The 17,939-nt window shown below is 63.0% G+C and carries 16 protein-coding genes; 6 read left to right on the top strand and 10 right to left on the bottom strand.

Going from position 1 to position 17,939, the window contains the following annotated elements; all coding sequences use genetic code 11:
• Nucleotides 1–466 precede the first annotated feature (466 nt).
• Together EXZ48_RS30325 and ilvD are read right to left on the bottom strand one after the other, a co-directional pair.
• Nucleotides 467–895, bottom strand: coding sequence for a CopD family copper resistance protein (locus EXZ48_RS30325; RefSeq protein WP_207900549.1), 429 nt, complete (start codon nt 893–895; stop codon nt 467–469).
• A gap of 34 nt (nt 896–929) precedes the next feature.
• Entirely contained in the window at nt 930–2,603 is a 1,674-nt protein-coding gene (gene ilvD, locus EXZ48_RS30320; RefSeq protein WP_050747091.1) for a dihydroxy-acid dehydratase, read from the bottom strand.
• A 287-nt stretch (nt 2,604–2,890) separates the two neighbouring features.
• Between ilvD and EXZ48_RS30315 the strand changes: the two genes are divergently transcribed.
• Both EXZ48_RS30315 and EXZ48_RS30310 read left to right on the top strand, forming a co-directional pair.
• A complete protein-coding gene (locus tag EXZ48_RS30315; RefSeq protein ID WP_130520688.1) occupies nt 2,891–3,235 on the top strand; it encodes a hypothetical protein in 345 nt (114 codons plus the stop codon).
• Nucleotides 3,232–4,422, top strand: coding sequence for an NnrS family protein (locus tag EXZ48_RS30310; protein ID WP_130520686.1), 1,191 nt, complete (start codon nt 3,232–3,234; stop codon nt 4,420–4,422). The genes EXZ48_RS30315 and EXZ48_RS30310 overlap by 4 nt, the downstream gene beginning before the upstream one ends.
• Nucleotides 4,423–4,569: 147 nt before the next feature.
• On the opposite strand, the gene EXZ48_RS30305 is transcribed toward EXZ48_RS30310, so the two are convergent.
• Nucleotides 4,570–5,232, bottom strand: a complete 663-nt coding sequence (locus tag EXZ48_RS30305) for a DUF6118 family protein (protein ID WP_165909473.1) — start codon at nt 5,230–5,232, stop codon at nt 4,570–4,572.
• 108 nt (nt 5,233–5,340) lie between these two features.
• On the opposite strand from EXZ48_RS30305, the gene EXZ48_RS30300 reads away from it, so the two are divergent.
• Nucleotides 5,341–6,446, top strand: a protein-coding gene (locus tag EXZ48_RS30300; RefSeq protein ID WP_130520682.1) for an IS3 family transposase whose coding sequence is annotated in 2 segments (ribosomal slippage) — nt 5,341–5,599 and nt 5,599–6,446 — 1,107 coding nt in all. Because the reading frame shifts where the segments join, the coding sequence is not laid out codon by codon here.
• Here EXZ48_RS30300 and EXZ48_RS30295 read toward each other — a convergent pair.
• From EXZ48_RS30295 to EXZ48_RS30260, 7 genes are all read right to left on the bottom strand, one after another.
• Nucleotides 6,416–8,479, bottom strand: coding sequence for a recombinase family protein (locus EXZ48_RS30295; RefSeq protein WP_130520680.1), 2,064 nt, complete (start codon nt 8,477–8,479; stop codon nt 6,416–6,418). The genes EXZ48_RS30300 and EXZ48_RS30295 overlap by 31 nt on opposite strands.
• A complete protein-coding gene (locus tag EXZ48_RS30290) occupies nt 8,469–8,666 on the bottom strand; it encodes a hypothetical protein (RefSeq protein WP_130520678.1) in 198 nt (65 codons plus the stop codon). Before EXZ48_RS30290 ends, EXZ48_RS30295 begins: the two co-directional genes overlap by 11 nt.
• A gap of 643 nt (nt 8,667–9,309) precedes the next feature.
• Complete coding sequence (locus EXZ48_RS30280) at nt 9,310–9,687, bottom strand: hypothetical protein (protein WP_130520676.1); 378 nt, start codon at nt 9,685–9,687, stop codon at nt 9,310–9,312.
• 14 nt (nt 9,688–9,701) lie between these two features.
• Nucleotides 9,702–10,394 (bottom strand): ABC transporter ATP-binding protein, encoded by a 693-nt coding sequence (locus tag EXZ48_RS30275; RefSeq protein ID WP_130520674.1) that lies wholly within the window; start codon nt 10,392–10,394, stop codon nt 9,702–9,704.
• Between the two features lies 1 nt (nt 10,395).
• A complete protein-coding gene (locus EXZ48_RS30270; RefSeq protein ID WP_130520672.1) occupies nt 10,396–11,529 on the bottom strand; it encodes an ABC transporter permease in 1,134 nt (377 codons plus the stop codon).
• Nucleotides 11,526–12,671 carry an efflux RND transporter periplasmic adaptor subunit gene (locus EXZ48_RS30265; RefSeq protein WP_245462401.1) on the bottom strand — a complete coding sequence of 382 codons (1,146 nt, stop codon included), beginning with the start codon at nt 12,669–12,671 and terminating at the stop codon, nt 11,526–11,528. Before EXZ48_RS30265 ends, EXZ48_RS30270 begins: the two co-directional genes overlap by 4 nt.
• A 3-nt stretch (nt 12,672–12,674) precedes the next feature.
• Complete coding sequence (locus EXZ48_RS30260) at nt 12,675–13,253, bottom strand: TetR/AcrR family transcriptional regulator (protein ID WP_130520671.1); 579 nt, start codon at nt 13,251–13,253, stop codon at nt 12,675–12,677.
• Between the two features lie 169 nt (nt 13,254–13,422).
• On the opposite strand from EXZ48_RS30260, the gene EXZ48_RS30255 reads away from it, so the two are divergent.
• From EXZ48_RS30255 to EXZ48_RS30245, 3 genes are all read left to right on the top strand, one after another.
• On the top strand, nt 13,423–14,346 hold the full coding sequence (locus EXZ48_RS30255; protein WP_130520669.1) for a LysR family transcriptional regulator: 924 nt from the start codon (nt 13,423–13,425) through the stop codon (nt 14,344–14,346).
• 185 nt (nt 14,347–14,531) lie between these two features.
• Nucleotides 14,532–15,767, top strand: a complete 1,236-nt coding sequence (chrA, locus tag EXZ48_RS30250; RefSeq protein ID WP_130520694.1) for a chromate efflux transporter — start codon at nt 14,532–14,534, stop codon at nt 15,765–15,767.
• 120 nt (nt 15,768–15,887) lie between these two features.
• Complete coding sequence (locus EXZ48_RS30245) at nt 15,888–17,849, top strand: heavy metal translocating P-type ATPase (RefSeq protein WP_130520668.1); 1,962 nt, start codon at nt 15,888–15,890, stop codon at nt 17,847–17,849.
• Nucleotides 17,850–17,939 lie beyond the last annotated feature (90 nt).

The raw sequence follows: 17,939 nt of genomic DNA, 5'->3' as shown, positions 1-17,939 counted from the left end.
AGGTGGCCGGATTTTACTCCGCCCGCAGCAGCATTATGCCGCCGCTACCGTGGCCGACTTTTGCACCGCCGCTCTCACACCAAACGATACCAACGGCCGTTCAAGCGATCGGCCAGGCTCACCGGAATTCCGCTCGAGGATGAGGTTCACAGCAAGGGGTCCGACAGCCGTTGCAAACTGCATTAGGTAAAGTCCATGGCCATCGTCGCCAGCCTCTTCTATCTTTGGAAAAAGGTGCTGGGCACGGCGTCGATCCGCTCAACCAACTCCCAGAGCTTGACCCGTATCGCTCAAGGCTAGCCAGTCTCCGAGCTCGAGGCGCTGATACCATGAAACTTTAGACCTCACGCTGTCACCTCACGCCATCAGCTAACTGCTTACGTTGCGCAGGATCATGACGATCTGGAATGATTCCGCGTGCGCCCTTTGATGGTCTGGCGAAGCAGGCCTTTTTCGCCAGAGATCGTCACCAGCTGATGTAAAACATAGCCTTTGCCAGGAGAACGATAAGGACCACTTGGAAGAAGACGCTGAGGTGGATGACTTTCGTGTGCCTGGACCTCAGCTTACCACGCGCGCCCAGGATGACGGCCGTGATGAAATGCGCCAGAACGCTGGCCGCCAGCACGATCTTGATCGACAGCAGCGTTGCAAAACTGCTGTCGAGGGGACGGGCGAGGTCTTCGCGATATTGCCAGGCCATGGACACGCCAGCCGTATAGAGCACCGCAATGACGAACGGCATCAGGCGGCGCGCCCGCCAGCCACTTGCCGTTTCCACCGTGCGCATCACGTCCGGCCCCACCCGCTTGCGGATGCCTTCCAAGACGAGAACCTCGAAGAAGACAGTCCCTACAAACAGAATAGCAGCAAAAAGATGCAGCGTGAGAAGCATGAAATGGCTCATGATAGACGTCAGGCTCCGTCAGCTATCCGGTAACGGCACCTTCGTCGGCCGGGCGAGCGAGCGCGGCGAACTTGGCGAGCACACCGCGCTTGTAGCGCGGTTCGGGTTGCTTCCAGGCAGCGCGGCGGCGGGCAATCTCGGCCGCGTCCACGTTCAGTCGCAGTAGCAGGCGCTGCGCGTCGATGGTGATGGCATCACCCTCCTCCACGAGCGCGATGGTGCCGCCGACAAAGGCTTCCGGTGAGACATGGCCGACGACCATGCCCCAAGTGCCGCCAGAAAACCGGCCATCGGTAATGAGGCCGACACTTTCTCCGAGGCCCCGGCCGACCAGAGCCGAGGTCGGTGCCAGCATTTCCGGCATACCCGGCCCGCCCTTCGGCCCGAGATAACGCAGAACCACCACGTCGCCCGGCCTGATCCTATCTGAGAGGATCGCCTCCATGGCGGAAGACTCGTCGTCAAAGACCCGCGCCGGACCGGAGATCACCGGGCTTTTCAGTCCGGTGATCTTGGCCACCGCACCATTTTCGGCAAGGTTGCCCTTGAGGATGGCCAGATGCCCTTCGCGATAGAGCGCCTGCCGCAGCGGCATGATGACACGCTGGTCAACACGCGGTTCAGCTGGCACGTCGGTCAGTTCCTCGGCAAGCGTGCGGCCGGTGATCGTCAGGCAATCGCCATGGAGGAGACCCGCATCCAGCAGGATCTTCAGCACCTGCGGCACGCCGCCTGCAGCATGCAGGTCCACCGCCATGTATCGGCCGGAGGGCTTCAGGTCGCACAGCACCGGCACCTTGCGACGCACACGCTCGAAATCGTCAAGCGTCCACTCAACCTCGGCGGCATGGGCTATCGCCAGGTAGTGCAGAACCGCATTAGTCGAACCGCCCACCGCCATGATGAGCGCCACCGCATTCTCGATCGATTTGCGGGTGACGATGTCGCGCGGGCGTATATTCCGCTTGACCGCCTCAACCAGCACACGGCCGGATGCCGCCGCGCTATCGATCTTCTCCTGATCCGGATTTGCCATGGTGGAAGAATAGAGCAGCGACATGCCGAGCGCCTCGAAGGAGGAACTCATGGTGTTAGCAGTGTACATGCCGCCGCAGGAGCCCGTGGAGGGGCAGGCGTGACGCTCGATACCCTCGAAATCCGCCTCGTCGATCGTACCGGCCATGAAGGCTCCGACGGCCTCGAAGGCGGAGACGATGGACAGGTCCTCACCCTTCCAGCGCCCGGGCTTGATGGTGCCGCCATAGACATAGATCGCCGGCGCGTCGGCGCGCAGGATGCCGATCATACCGCCCGGCATGTTCTTGTCGCAGCCGCCGAGCACGAGCACGCCGTCCATCCACTGTCCCTGCACGGAAATCTCGACGCAGTCGGCGATCACCTCGCGCGAGACCAGCGAATATTTCATACCCTCGGTGCCCATCGACATGCCGTCGGAAATGGTGGGCGTGCCGAAGGTCTGCGGATTGGCCCCGGCCGCCGCGATAGCGCTGATGGCCGCGTCGGCCAGCGGCTGCAGGCCGGCATTGCAGGGGGTGATGGTGGAATGGCCGTTGGCGATGCCGATCATCGGCTTGTCGAAATCGGCTTTCTCATAGCCGAGCGCATAGTACATGGCGCGGTTCGGCGAACGGGCGGCGCCCTGCGTTATATGTTTCGAGCGTTCGTTGAAAGGCATGCCGGACCTTGCTCTTGAAACGGGATGGGCTTGCCCTGTCGGCAATCGAGACGCCGAATGCGCTCGCTGCTCGGTAACAGGCACAAAAACGATACGTTGAACATAGCTTATGGCCATCGGAACGACAAACGCTCAGGGCGTTGCCGCCCGGCATCGTCACCGGCGCTCCGCTTACCGCGTTTCCAGCGCCAATTCCCTGGCCCTGGCCGCAAGCCCCATCCACTCCTTGAGAAGGCCCTGATCCTCCTTTGAAAGGCGTGCACGGTGCGTCTGAAAGGTTCGCCTGAATGGCAACGGTCGAACTCTGCCGCAATAAGGGTCTCGTGATGGAGGCGCATTTGCGCATCTTCGGGGCCGATGGCCTGTATAAATCCCTTGATCGACATGAACAGCCGATCTTCAACGTCCTGCTTCACGGCTTTTTCTCCCACCGGCAAAGTCACGCACCCTCCATCGTCTCCAGACGGCATGAAGGACGCAAATGCAGCTTGGATTTTAGTCCGCCACAGGGCAAGATTTTTCTGGAACCATCGGATCGACCGACATTTGGAAATTCTTACGGCTGGCGCGGGGTGTTGGCGATATTGCGTGCGCCATGCTGGCGGACCTTGCCAGATTGTGAGAATCTATGAAGACGACAGCTCAGATCCTTCGGGATTATCGCGGCCCGGCCCTATTCAGCTTCGGGTTTCGGCCCTTTTTCCTTTTCGCCGCACTTTGGGCCGCGGTGACAATCCCGCTCTGGCTCCTGTCGTTTCTCGGTATCGGGGAAATCTCGGCGACGATCTTCACTCGCGACTGGCATGTGCATGAAATGCTGTTTGGTTACACCGCCGCGGTAATCGTCGGGTATATGACCGTTGCAGGCGTCAACTGGACGGGACACTATCCCGTCGCAGGACGGTCAATCGTCCTATTGGTCATGTTGTGGGCGGTCGGACGGCTGGCAATGCTCGCCTATCCCGTTCTCGGTTCGATAGCCGCCCTGATCGACGCGCTGTTCCTCATCGTGTTTGCCAGCGCGCTTTGGCGTGAGCAACTTGCGGCCAGCAGTTGGCGCAACGTGGCGCCCTGCATCGTCGTATCACTACTAGCGATCGCCAATATCGGTTTTCATATCACCATGATCGTGCCGGATATCGCCCTGGCGCCGGAACGTATGGCCATCGGCCTTATCATCTTCCTCATCGCCCTGATCGGCGGACGGCTCGTGCCAAGCTTCACCCGCAACTGGATGGCGCAGCACAAGATCAAGCCGGAACCGGCATCCTACGGTCGCTTCGACACGGCCGTGCTCGGCATCACCGGCGCGGGCATAGCGCTGTGGGTCGTCTGGCCCTTGGCCGCCGTCACCGGGGTCTTGCTGATCATCGCCGGCGCGGGCCTCTTTATCCGTCTGCTGCGCTGGCGTGGCTGGATCGTCATCAACGACGGCATGGTGGCCGTCCTTCATCTCGGCTATTTCTGGTGCGCGCTCGGTCTTGCCATGCTTGGCGCGTCGATCCTCTGGCCGGCGCATTTGGCCGGTTCCGCCGCGATCCATGCACTGGCCGTCGGCGCAATCGGCATGATGACGCTGGCGGTCATGACCCGGACCAGCCGAAGCCATACCGGCCGCGAACGGCGCGCGGATCGCCCGACGCTGGCCATCTATGGCTTGGCGATGGCGGCCGCGACCACTCGCGTGCTCGCACCATTTGCAATGCCGATCTATCCCCAACTGCTCGTCCTGTCCGCTCTCTCCTGGTCATTAGCCTTCGCCATTTTCGCACTGGTCTATGGACCTATGCTGGCGCGCGCTTGGAAGCGAAAGGTCTGATCGCAACCTTCGCGAGGGATCACACGACATCGCGAGACCCTGGGGCGGGATGCGCCGCAGGACAAAGCCGTTGCGCCGGCAATTCCTGTATCGCGCGTTACGGCGCCCCCCCGAAGCCTTTGCCTATTTTGAAGAGATCGTCGATTCCTACTGTCCTGAACGAGTCTCGACCACGGGCAAAGTGAGGGTGCAGCGCTGTTCCTTTTGGCTCTTGAACATATCGGCAATACACTTGTCGATCGCCACCCGGTTGGTCTCATAGACCCACCCGGCCGTCGAAATATCCCCCGCCTTGGCAGCATCGGCCGCCTGAATCATAGCGCGGCCGGCGCTGATGCGATCGGCCCCCATGATGAGGCTGGCAACACGACTATCGGCCGAAAACGGCAGAAAACGCGGCAAGAGAACAAGCAGGAACGCGCCCGCGACCAAGCCGACGCTAGCTGCTATCCACATCCGGAAATCCTGGCCCTTCCGATCATAGGCGCTTTTCGTATGTGCCGCGAGCTGCCGCCCGGCGCGCTCGAGGTCGGACGCCTGGCGCTCGATCTGTTGCACCGCGGCGCGAACCAGACCTTCGCCGCTGCGCTCGAGCACGCGAGCGTAATGCTCCGGGCCGTTTTTGAGGGTGGGCGACTGTTCGATGCGCTGCAGGCGCTCGTTTGTCGCGGTCTGGTTTTGGTTCATGCGCCCGAGTTCGGCGCTGTAGTCGACCGGCGCGCCCCGCCGTTCCATCTGGTCGAGGGTAAACTCGACGCCCTTACGGATCGTCGTCATTTCCCGCGTGAGATCGGCGGCAAGGTTTTCCATCGTGGCCCGCAGCGCCTCGAAGGCAGAGCTGGCTCGGGAAATCTGCACAGGGGGGATAAGTGGAATTTCTGCCTGATTTCGGCTTAGCTGCCGGGAACAGGAGATACCATGACGAGACGACCGCGCCGGAACCACAGCCCGGCTTTCAAGGCAAAGGTGGCGCTCGCCGCCATCCGGGGTGAGCAGACGCTGGTGGAATTGTCCCAGCAGTTCGATGTGCATGCCAACCAGATCAAACAGTGGAAAGACCAGCTCCTTGAGGGGGCGACGGGTGTGTTCGGCGATGAAACGAAGGCGGAGCCAACGGGTCCGACCGTCGATGTCAAAACGCTGCACGCCAAAATTGGCGAACTGACACTGGAGAATGATTTTTTATCCGGTGCGCTCGGCAAGGCGGGATTGCTGGGCGGAAAGAAATGATCGACCGCGAGCACAAGCTATCCGTGGTGCGTCAGGCGAAGCTTCTCGGCTTCAGCCGTGGAAGCGTCTATTATCTGCCTCGTCCAGTGTCCGACGGCGATCTGGCCTTGATGCGGCGGATCGACGAGCTGCATCTCGATTACCCGTTTGCCGGAAGTCGGATGTTGCAAGGGCTTTTGAGAGGAGAAGGGTTTGAGACCGGGCGGCTACACGTCGCCACGCTGATGAAGAAGATGGGCATCGAGGCGATCTATCGTCGCCCGAACACCTCCAAACCAGCGCCAGGTCACAAAATCTATCCCTACCTCTTGCGCAAGTTGGCCGTCACCAGACCCAATCAAGTCTGGGCCATGGACATCAGCTACATCCCCATGGCGCGGGGATTTGTCTATCTCTGCGCCGTCGTGGACTGGTTCAGCCGGAAGGTCCTGTCATGGCGGTTGTCGATCACGATGGAAGCAGCCTTCTGCATCGAGGCAGTAGAGGAGGCACTTGCCCGTCATGGCAGGCCAGAAATCTTCAACACCGACCAGGGATCGCAGTTCACCTCCATCGACTTCACCGCCGTGCTGAAGAAGGCTGAGGTCGCCGTCTCAATGGACGGCAAGGGTGCGTGGCGGGACAACGTGTTCGTCGAACGGCTCTGGCGTTCGATCAAATACGAGGAAGTCTACCTCCACGCCTACAAGACTGTGTCCGAGGCCCGCGCTGGCATCGGCCGATATCTGAACTTTTACAATCCTGTTTCATCACACCCATCTTTCTATGTTGTTGAAGGGAATAGGCTTTCTTGATCTGGAGACGATCCTGTGGAGTGTCGCGGGTTCTGTCGGACGCGCTGGAGGATTTGACGTGCTTCCGGGGCTGCGAGTTTTGAACGGCTGAAGATCCATGGGCCATCGGGCAGCGGGTGAGCGCCTTCGATCTCGCCGGCCTCGGCCGCCAAGCGCAGCGTCTTTGGCGTGATCCCGAGCAACTTCGCCGCTCCTCCCAAGTTAACCCATGGCTCCATCCCGTCGATCTGAGGACGGAAGACTGGAATCTTGCGATATGACCTCAGCGCGGTGACCCGCTCACGCGTCCAGCGATTGCCATTTCCGGTCGTCAGTCCATTGCGATTGAGGACACCGGCAATCACGTCGTCATTGGCAATCAGAACGAGCTGTCGCACAGCATCGACGATGTCGTCCGGGGTCGCGTTTCTTTGCCCGCGGCGGCGCTTTGGTAGGCGCAGTTCGGTGTGGACCCCGCCAACCCAATGAATGACAAGGACGATCTCGGAGGCGGCATTATCGAGATCGGCGACCACTTCATGGATAAGCGTGCGAACGATGCGTTTCTTCAGCCTTGCATCGGTTGTCGGCGCCGTCCAGACGATACGAAGGTTTCCCGCAAGTGCGGTTACCTGTGATGCGGACATGGGGAATGGCTGCGGCGTAACCGTCCGATGTTTGGCAATCTTGGTTTCGATCTCGCTGACGCGTGCGAGTGTCTTATTCCAGCGAGCTTCGAGCTCCGACGTTACAAGTCTGTTCTCTGGATCAGCCGCGTCGTATTGTCGGAATGCCCGGTCGGCGGCATAGCGCGCCGCCTCGAGGTCGCGCAGCAGGGCATCATGAACCTGGTCGCGTTGGCTGGCCATATTGCGTTCCGCTTCGATGGCGGCGGTAACGGCTCCTGGTTCGACCACGCCGAGCAGTGCCTCTTCGATCGCGTCGTCGACCCGCAGACCGCCGAAGGCTATGCAGCGGGGCTCGCCATTATCGAGTAGGCCACGCCAGCAGGAATAGCGCGGAATATTATGATTGTTTCCGGTGTACCGGACTGTCAGCTTCCGACCGCACCTCTTGCAACGGAAAAGGCCGGCAAGCAGAGCGTCGCCGTGCTTCGGTGCCCCGTGATGGCGGCTGGCTGGCACATTGTCGCTAACCATCTTGCGGATCTCCTCCGCCCGTTCCCAACTGACGTAACCTTCATGTGCATCCGGGATCAGCGCAAGCCATTCATCACGCGCCTTGCGACGAATTCCAGACCGGCCTTCGTATCGGGGCACGGAGCGACTCTTACCATAAGCGTAAGCGCCTCCGTAGATCGGGTTCGCAATCATCCGGTGGATGGTGGCATAATTTGGCCTGCGCCAGATGACGTCACCATTGGTATACCTAACCGGCAGTTCCAGCCCCTGCTCGAGGAACCATAGCAAGGCCTGCCGGGCACTGCCGAGTTGGGCAACCTTGTCGAAGACGAGTGCGATGGCTTCCTGGATGCGTCGATCGGGATCCTTCTCGATCCTATCACCGGCCTTCACGAACCCGGCCGGAACAGTGACCACGAGCTCACCGCGGCGAGCCTTCTCATAGCGGGCGGAAAGCGAACGCTGACGCAAGAGATCGAGTTCATACTCGTTGAGGCTGCCCTTCAAACCTAAGAGCAGGCGGTCGTTGCCCTGGCGGGGCGCATAAACTGCTTCCTGGTCGACCAGGACGGTATCGACAACGCGGCACATCTCGATGAGTTGCTGCCAATCGCGGCTGTTCCGGGCGAAACGCGATACCTCACGTGCGGCCACGGCGCCAACCTTGCCAAGGCAGACTTCCGCCACCATCCGATCAAATCCAGCGCGGGTCACGCCGCCAGCGGCCGAACGACCAAGGTCGTCATCCACCGTCTCTTTATGTGACCATCCAAGCGCTGCCAGACGGTCGCGCATGGCGTACTGGAGGGCGCTGCTCTCTCGATTATGTAGAACCTGGTGAGCCGAGGACTGCCGAACATAGAGGATGGCCTTCCGCTCCAGATGATGAGGCCCGATCTTCTCATGCATCATGACCGGCCTCCTTCTGTTGGGAGGCATGTCCGCACTTTGCGTGATCGACGAACAGCCGCACGATGAGCACCGTCAACGCTTGGCGGGTCTCCTCCGGCAACTCCGGCCATTGCGGCATCCCTGCTGTCTTCCCCCGCTGCGGGGCCGAGAACAGATCGAACTGATATGTCATGGACTGGCGGGGCATGGACATCTCTCCGACTCGTTTCGTGAGAGACCAATGCTGCGCCCGTTACCGCAGATTGCGATGAGGCTTCGGCGTCTTCCAGTAACTTTGCCAAAGCATACAGGCTTGAGAGATCGACGTGCGGAACTGGCAGGCTGCGCCAATATCCGCTTACGGCGCGGTCGAACATCCATGCTGGGACTTCAAGAAGCCGATCAGAGGGAACACCAGAGAGGCTACAGCGGAAAATATCCACACGCTTGGCCAGCGCCGCATGGACATGCACATGCTCTCCGAACCAGGGATGCCACGGATACAAAAGCTCGCGAACCTCGGTCCCGTGGGTGTTCTGTCGTCGTGTTGTACAACTTTGCCAGGCCTCACGGCGCGTTCAATGGAAAAACGCTGTATGAAGCGCTCCGAGAAAAGCTATAATTACATAACGAGATGTCCCAAAAGAACCCGCAGATTACATTTTGCGTAAGATCAAATATACCGGATTGATGATTATGGGTTCTGAAGAATTTTTGGCCGCATACCTTGAGCATTTGCATGAGCTGGTCGGCGCCAAATTCAGTTAATATCCAATCCAACAACTTCGCGATATCGCGACACGGGACAAAGCGAATGCCTGTCGACTCGCCAGCGCAGTCGTCGCGAGCCACTATCGTGGCCATCGGATCTTTACCGCAACTGTCGAAATAGCAACCCAGATGCCGAGCCGCAGGACCATCGCGGCCATCGTGCGGCTCTCGTAGGCCCCGCCGCGCCAGACGTGCCAAAGGAAGAAAGCAAGGACCATGGCCGTTGCCGTCGCGATACCGATGGACAGGGCAGGCGCCCAGGCCGTGCCGCGCCAAAGTCCGATCCCTGCCAGCAGATAGGCGAAGCCGGTCATGAAGTTGAACCACAACACGACGGGAACCACCGCTCCCATGTCGGCCCCGCCGAAGAGCGCGCGGCCGCCCGAAATGACGGTAGCCAGGCCAAACACGACCGCCACGCCAGCGATGATGGATTGCGAGAGAGGTCTTGCGGTCATGGTGTCCTCAGATATCAGGCGTCGGCCAGCCTGCCGTCACGCAGGTGGATCAGGCGATCGAAGCGGTCGAATATCTTCTCGTCGTGGGTGACGGTGACGATGCAGGCTTCCTGCTCGACGGCAAGCTTGCGCAACAGGTCCATCACCAGTCCGGCGCGCTTGCCGTCGAGCGCGGCGGTCGGTTCGTCGGCCAGGATGATGCGGGGACGGTTGGCCAGCGCCCGCGCAATGGCCACCCGCTGCGCCTCGCCACCTGACAGGAGCGCCGGCTTGGCCGCGGCGCGGCGACCGACTTCAAGATAATCGAGCAGTTCGCGTACTCGCGCCCGACCCTTCTCAACCGACCAGCCGGCGAGGTCGAGGACCACGGCAACGTTTTCTTCGGCGGTCAGGAAGGGCAGAAGGTTGTGCGTCTGGAAGATGAAGCCGATCTTGTCCAGCCTGAGCCGCCGCAGGTCGCGCCGCAGCCATTGCCCCTCAAACACCGTCTCGCCGTCCAGCGTCACCTTGCCCGCCGATGGCGCCAGGATGCAGCCGATGACGTTGAGCAGTGTGGTCTTGCCCGAGCCGGAGGGGCCAAGAAGCGCGATCACCTCTCCGGCCCGGACCTGAAGGTCGACGTCGCGCAGTGCATCGACACGGGTTTCGCCCTCGCCGAAATGCTTGGCCACACCTTTCACGTCGATGAGGATTTCGCCGTCCGCCATGTCAGCTCCCCAGAGCCGTAGCGGGATCGACCTTCATCGCCGCCCGTACGCCAAGGCCCGAGGCGGCGATGCAGACGGCGAAGATGATCCCGGCCAGCACCATCACGTTGAACGGCTCCAGCACCACCCGGCGCGGGAAATAGTCCTTTACCGTCAGGATCAGCACGAGTCCGATCCCCCAGCCTGAAGCACCGAGGATCAGCGCCTGCTGCACGATCAGCCCGATGATGGTGCGGTCGGGCGCGCCGATCAGCTTCAGCGTGGCGATCTGCTTCAGCTTCTCCATCGTCATCGTGTAGATGATGAGCGCGATCACTACCGCCGAAACACTGAGCAGGATACCGAGAAACAGGCCGATTTGCCGCCGCGCCAGATCGACCACCGAGGAGACCAGAATGTCCTCCTGCTCGGCTTGCGTCAGCGCCGCCAGATGTTTCCATTGCCGCACGGTCGCTGTCAGCAATTCGACATCCGCGCCCGGCGCTACCCGTGCGATCACGGCCGCGACCGAAGCGGACTTGACCGAAACGGCGCCCCGCGCCGCCTGAACGCGCTGGGCTGCGGGGTCAAGCTCGGTTTGCAATGCCATCGCGTCGGACAGCGTGATATAGACCGCTGGATCGCCGCCCGCGTTCATTGCTCCTTCGACCAGCCCGACCACGGTGAAACGGTTGCGCCCGAGACGGATCGTCTCACCGGTCAGAAGACCGGTCTTGCGGTCTGCCACCAGTTCGAAATGGCTTGTGCCGATGCCGCGCCCTTCGGCGATGCGCTGCGGCCCGCCGGGATGTCCCGGCTCATAGCCGATGACGTAGAGCCGGAGCGAAGCGCCGGCATGGGCAGCCTCGATGTTCTGGAAATTGATCGCGCCGGCTTCGGCCACGCCGGGCATCCGCGCCACGGCGTCGCGCGTGGTCAGCGGGATGTTCGAGGCTTCGGCAAACGGCCCCTGGGTGCCGCTCTCGACCACCCAGACATCTGCCGCCGGCGCCTTCACGACCGCCAGCGCATCGGCGACAAGGCCGTTATAGATGCCGATCATCGACAGCACGACCGTCATCAAGAGCCCCAGCCCGAAACAGGTGAGGACGAAGCGGAACAGTCCGTGGCGTATATCCTTGAGAGCAAGGTTCATGGCGTGGTCCTGGTCCGCGCCCGCCGCCCCTCGGTCGCGCCTTGCGGCATCCGGGCGACGATGGCGGCATCGTCCGGCAGACTGCCCGTGACTTCGACCCGACCACGATCGTCGCGCGCGCCGAAGGTCAGTTCGACCTGCTCCAATCGTCCGTCCCGTACCAGCCAGACCCGCCCGCGATGGCCGTCGAAACCGGTGATCGCCACCTCGGGCACCATCAGCGCACTGTCGCGGTTACCGGTGGTGATGCGCACCTCTGCCTGCTCGCCGAGATACATCGGCTGGGGGCAGTCCGTGCAGGTCAGCCAGATCCGGCGTTCCTCATTCACCCGGTCGCTTTCAAGCCCGATGCGGGCGATGGTGCCATGGAATTCAGCCTGGGGCTGCGAGCGCAGCCGGATCGTGCCGGGCTGGCCAAGCGCAAGCTGGCCGGCGCGCTCCTCATCGACATAGGCCTGGATCCAGACCGTTTCGGGAGCGATCAGGGTGAAGATCGGGTCGCCGGCCCGTACCACCGTTCCCGCTTCGGCATGGCGCGTGACGATCACCGCGTCATAGGGTGCGCTCAGCCGATGACGGGCGAGAAGGACCTTCTCCTGTTGCAGGGCTGCCGCCGCATCCGCGCCCTGAGAACGGATCACCGCCACATCCGCCTGGGCGACCGCAAGATCGGCACGGGCCACGTCCTCGTCGCGCTGCGCTTCCTCGGCGCGCTGGATCGAGGACACATCGCGCTGTGCCAATCCCTGCTGACGCTGATTTGCCGCCTGGCGCTGCGCCAGTACGCTGCGGGCACGCGCCACCGTGGCCTCGGCGCGGGCGAGGGCGGCGACATTGGCCTCGACCGCAGCGCGGGCGCGGGCGGTGCGCGCCTCCTGCTCGGCTGGATCGAGGGTCGCCAGTTCCTGCCCTCTGACTACCCGGTCCCCGACGTCGGCGGCCAGCCCGGTCAGGGCAGCTCCAACCTCGAACCCGACCCGGCTGAGGATCCGCGCCTCGACCGAGCCAAGGCCATAGATGCGCAGGGCCACATCCTGCTCTGGTTGCACCACGCTGACCGTGAGCGGTCGCTCGGTGAGGAACAGCACACCCGCGCCCAGCACCAGACCCGCCGCCGCACCTAACATCCACCGACGCCGCATGGCCTAATCCTCCTTCCCGGTCAAAAGCCGAAGTTGTATTTCAAGGACCCGCTTGCCTTCCCCGATCAGGGAAAAGTTGCGCGCGCCGAGCGACCAGCGGATCGCCATGCCCTGCACCAGCGACGTCAGCAGAACGGCGGCATCCTCTGGGGCGACTTCGCGGCGCAGGGAACCGGCTGTTTGACCGCGCGCCAGTTCGGTCACGATCAGCCCCTGAAACTTCATCAGCAGACCTCGAAAGGCCGCGCGCAAATCCTCATTGCCGACATTCAGCTCGCGCGAGAACAGCAGCATCGGCAGCGCCGGTGTGGAAACAATCTGCCCCAGTTGCGCGCCCACCAGCGCCGTGACCCGGTCGATGGGGCCATCAGTCCCAGTCATGGCCCGTTGCCAGGCTATTGCCAGTTCCCCGGCCACATGATCCGCCACGGCAAGCCACATCTCGGCCTTGGTGGGGAAATGCCGGAACAGGGCCGCCTGACTGACGCCCACGGCCGCTGCGGCAGCACCTGTCGTCACCCGATCCGGCCCGATCCGATCGGCCAGGTCGAGGACGGCCGCGACGATTTCGGCCTTGCGCAATTCCGCGGATTTTCGCATAAAGTACCTAGTAAGTGAGCAATCACATACTTAAGTGGAGCAATGATCGTGGTCAAGCTTTTCTGACGGAGCAAAGCGAACGCGCGGTGTTGCCGGCAAGATGGCGACAAGCTGCCGGCAATGGGAGCAGGCTTGGAAGGGGTGATCCTTCATGGATGCACAGAACCAGAACTGGGACGATCTGCGCTTCTTTCTCGCTGTGGCCCGGGCGGGCACGCTGTCTGGCGCAGCGCGCAGCCTTGGCGTAACGCACTCGACCGTGTTTCGCCGTCTCAGCGCCTTCGAGGAACGTCTGGGCGTTCGGCTCTTCGAGCGGTTGCCGGACGGCTATGCGCTGACGGGCGCCGGAGAGGCCATGCAGGAGACCGCCATCCGGATCGACGAGGAAATTATCGCCCTGTCGCGTCAGGTGACCGGACAGGACCAGCGCCTGAGCGGGCTTATCCGCATCACAGCCATCGATATGCTGGCGATCGGGTTATTGCCACCGCATCTGGCGGCCTTCCATGCAGCGCAGCCAGGGGTCGAATTGGAAGTGATCGTTTCGGACACTCCCCTGGACCTGACCCGACGCGAGGCCGATGTCGCACTGCGCATCGGCAACACGCCGCAGGAAACATTGGTCGGCCGGCGTGTCGGCCGGCTGGCCTTCGGGGTCTATGCCTCGGCAGAACGCGCCGCTCAGGGGCTTGATGACGATCTTGCCGGCAGCGACTGGATCGGCTTCGGCCGGTCACATGGAGCGATCGGTCATCAGTTGGCGGGTTGGCTGCCGAAAATGCGGCCAATCTATCGCACCAACTCGATCTCGGCCGCGATTGCCGCGGCAAGGGCCGGAATCGGCCTTGCGCCGCTGCCCTGCGCCGTAGCCGACCGTACCCCCGATCTTGTCCGGATCGCCCTGTTTCCGCAAGATTTCCGGCTCGATCTGTGGCTGCTGACCCATGAGGACCTGCGCAACACCGCCCGTATCCGTGCATTCATGGATTTCATGGCTGATGCGCTCGCCACCGACGCCGACCTTCTGGAGGGCCGTCGTCCGCAGGCTGGTCTTCCCCGGACAACCACGGCATGAGTCATCCGTTATCTCTCTTGCGGGGTGCGGTCCTGTGGACACCGCTTGCGATGCTGATGGAAGACGAGGCGCGCGCTTCGGCAGTCACCGGTCTGTTCCATTGCCCCATTACAGGGACAATGATCGCATGCGCCCTTTCAGGGCGTCTGGTGAGTCCCGGAAATCGCGAGCATCACGGAGAGATCATGCCCGCCAATGACACGCTGAATGCCGTGGCCCAAAGCCGACGACAAGGAACCCCCGGCGAGGTTCTGGCCGCCTTCCTGAAACTGGGCCTGACCTCCTTCGGTGGACCGATCGCGCATCTGGGCTATTTCCGCGAGGAATTCGTTGCCCGGCGCGGCTGGATCGACGATCGTGGCTACGCCGACCTGGTCGCGCTGTGCCAGTTCCTTCCTGGGCCAGCATCCAGCCAGGTCGGCTTCGCTCTGGGTCTGCAGCGTGCCGGGCCGGCGGGTGCGCTGGCCGCTTGGCTTGGTTTTACCTTGCCTTCCGCCCTGCTGTTGATGCTGTTCGCGCTCGGAGCGGGGGCGTTTTCAGGCCCGCTCGGCATCGGGGTGCTGCACGGGTTGAAACTGGTCGCGGTGGCCATCGTGGCGCAGGCGGTCTGCGGGATGGCGCGCACGCTTTGTCCCGACCGCTCACGCCAGACGATCGCGCTCGCCGCCGTATTGATGGCGGTGCTGATCGGGGGAGCCACGGGTCAGCTGGGTGCAATCCTGCTCGGTGGGCTCGCCGGGCTCTGGCTTTGCCGGGACACGGCGGGAGCGCCGGGTGAAGCGCTGCATTTCCCGGTTTCGCGGCAGGCGGGAATAATCGCGCTGGCCCTGTTCTTCATCCTGATCTTCGGCCTGCCGCTAGCTGTGATGCTATTTCCCGCGCAGGGCCTGGCGGTGATCGACGCCTTCTATCGCGCTGGTGCGCTGGTATTTGGCGGCGGCCATGTGGTCTTGCCTTTGCTGGAAGCCGAAGTGGTTCGCCCGGGCTGGGTCACGCCCGATGCGTTCCTGGCCGGCTATGGCGCGGCCCAGGCGGTGCCGGGGCCGCTCTTCACCTTCGCCGGCTATCTCGGCATGCTGCTCGAACCCGGCCCGAACGGGATCGCCGGCGCGACGCTTGCCCTTTTTGCGATCTTCCTGCCGGGCTTCCTGCTGCTTGTCGGCGCGCTGCCGTTCTGGAACACGCTGCGCGCACGCTCCGGCGTGCGGGCGCCGATGGCAGGGGCCAATGCCGCGGTGGTCGGCATTCTGGGCGCCGCGCTCTACGATCCGCTCTGGACCAGCTCGGTCGGTTCGCCCCGTGACTTTGCGCTGGCGCTGACCTGCTTCGTGGCCCTGATGAGCTGGAAATTCCCGCCATCGCTCGTGGTGTTGATTGCGGCTGCCGGCGGCGCGATCCTGGAGGTAAGCTCGATGTCGTAATGGAAAAAGAATAGCGACCAGGAGCCTGATCGACCGGGAATGTAACGCCAGCCCATCCGGCGCATCATCGCCGGTCTCCCCCAGCCACTGCCGCCGTCGCGGCACAGCCAGGAACACAAATTGCAAATCGACCTTTCTTCCGACCGCTTCATGACAGCATTGACCGGCATCACGCTTGCCGGGATGGCGCTTGCGACTGTCGATGCCTTCTTGATCCCCGGTCTTTGGGGACCGGTCGGTCTCGTGCTGGTCTATCTGGCCGGTGGTGTGCCGACCGGGGTCCGGGCCCTGATGTCGCTCTGGCGCGAGCGGATTCTCGACATCGATCTTCTGATGATCGTGGCCGCCCTTGCCGCCGCCGCGGTGGGTGCTGCGCTCGAAGGGGCGGTGCTGCTGACGCTGTTCAGCCTCTCGACCACGTTGGAGCAGCGGGCGATGGGCCGGGCACGCCATGCCGTCGAGGCGCTGATGGCGCTGCGTCCCGACACCGCGCTCAGGCGCGCTCCTGACGGCACCATCACGGAAGTTTCGGTGGGCGATCTCGTGGCCGGCGACCTGGTGGTGCTGCGCCCCGGTGCGCGTGTGCCGGCCGATGGCGAGGTGGCGGAAGGGGAAGGCTCGCTCGATGAGGCGACGATCACCGGCGAATCGATGCCGGTCGGCAAAAGTCGCGGTGCTAAGGTGTTTGAGGCCACGGTGAACCTCAACGCCGTGCTGGTGGTGCGCGTCACCCGCCCGGTCGCGGAAAGCACCGTGGCGCGAATGATCGAACTGGTGACCGAGGCTCAGGCCGCGCGCGCTCCTTCCGAACGGTTCAGCGCCTGGTTCGGCCAGCGCTATACCATCGCGGTGCTGGCCGGCGCGATAATGGCTCTCGTTATATTCCTCGCACTCGGCTGGACAATGCAGGATGCGCTTTATCGCGCCGCGACGCTGCTGGTCGCGGCCAGCCCCTGCGCGGTGGTGATATCGGTCCCGGCCGCGATCCTCTCGGCATTGGCGGCGGCCGCGCGCGGCGGCGTGCTGTTCAAGGGTGGCGCGGCGCTGGAGACGCTGGCAGATGTCGATATCTTCGCCTTCGACAAGACCGGTACGCTGACCACAGGCAAGGCCGAGGTGACGCAGGTGATGGCGTCGGAATCGGGAGCACAGGCCGAAGAGCGGTTCCTGTCATTGATCGCCGGTCTCGAGGCGCATTCCGAACATCCAATTGCCGATGCGATCCGCCGCCACATCGACGAAAAAGGCATAATCGCCGCCGAGGTGCGCGATGTGGAAACCGTGCCCAGTGAGGGGATTACGGGGGAGGATGCCGTGGGCTCGCTCTGGGCCGGCAATCCGCGCATGGCCGCGCGCATGGGCGCATCGCTCGACGCACCCGAATTTGCGCAGCTGACGGACGGCAGCCAGACCGTGGTGTGGCTGGGGCGGGGAGATCGGGTCTATGGTGCGCTCACCGTCGCCGACCGCCCGCGCGAGACCTCGGCCGCCGGACTGGCTGCGCTCAGGACGGCTGGGGTGGGCACTATCGCCATGATGACCGGCGACCGGCGCCCTGTCGGCTTGCGGATCGCCGCGGAACTCGGACTGGAGGCAAAGGATGTCCATGCCGATCTTCTGCCTGAAGACAAGGTCCGGCTGGTGGGCGAACTGGCGAAGAATGGAAAGGTGGCCTTTGTCGGCGACGGGGTGAACGACGCCGCCGCGCTGGCGCGGGCCGATGTCGGCATCGCCATGGGCGCAGCGGGCAGCGACGTCGCCTTGCAGGCAGCCGATGTCGCGCTGTTGTCGGAGGACATGGCCCGCCTTGCCGCCGCGCATCGGTTGGCGCGCCGTACCCGACGGATCATTCGTCAGAATCTGATTTTCGCCATCGGCATGATGCTGCTTCTGGTCGCCTCGAGCCTGTTCTTCGCCCTGCCGCTGCCGCTCGCGGTCGTCGGACACGAAGGCGGCACGGTGCTGGTGGTGCTGAACGGCCTCAGGCTGCTCGCCGACCCGATCCGGGGGCGCAGTGCGACCTCACTGCGACGCCAACCCGACGCCGGCCCTGTAGAGCCTTCATACCAGTCAGGGGTTTGACCGGATGACGGCAATCCCGCCCGAAACCCGCGTAGATGAGGAACCGACCGCTCTTCAGTAGGCGTCGAATGCCGGTCAAGAACCTGTGGT

Source organism: Shinella sp. JR1-6 (assembly GCF_004284735.1).
In the GTDB taxonomy this organism is placed as follows: Bacteria; Pseudomonadota; Alphaproteobacteria; order Rhizobiales; family Rhizobiaceae; genus Shinella.
This window is presented reverse-complemented; position numbering and strand designations above follow the sequence as displayed.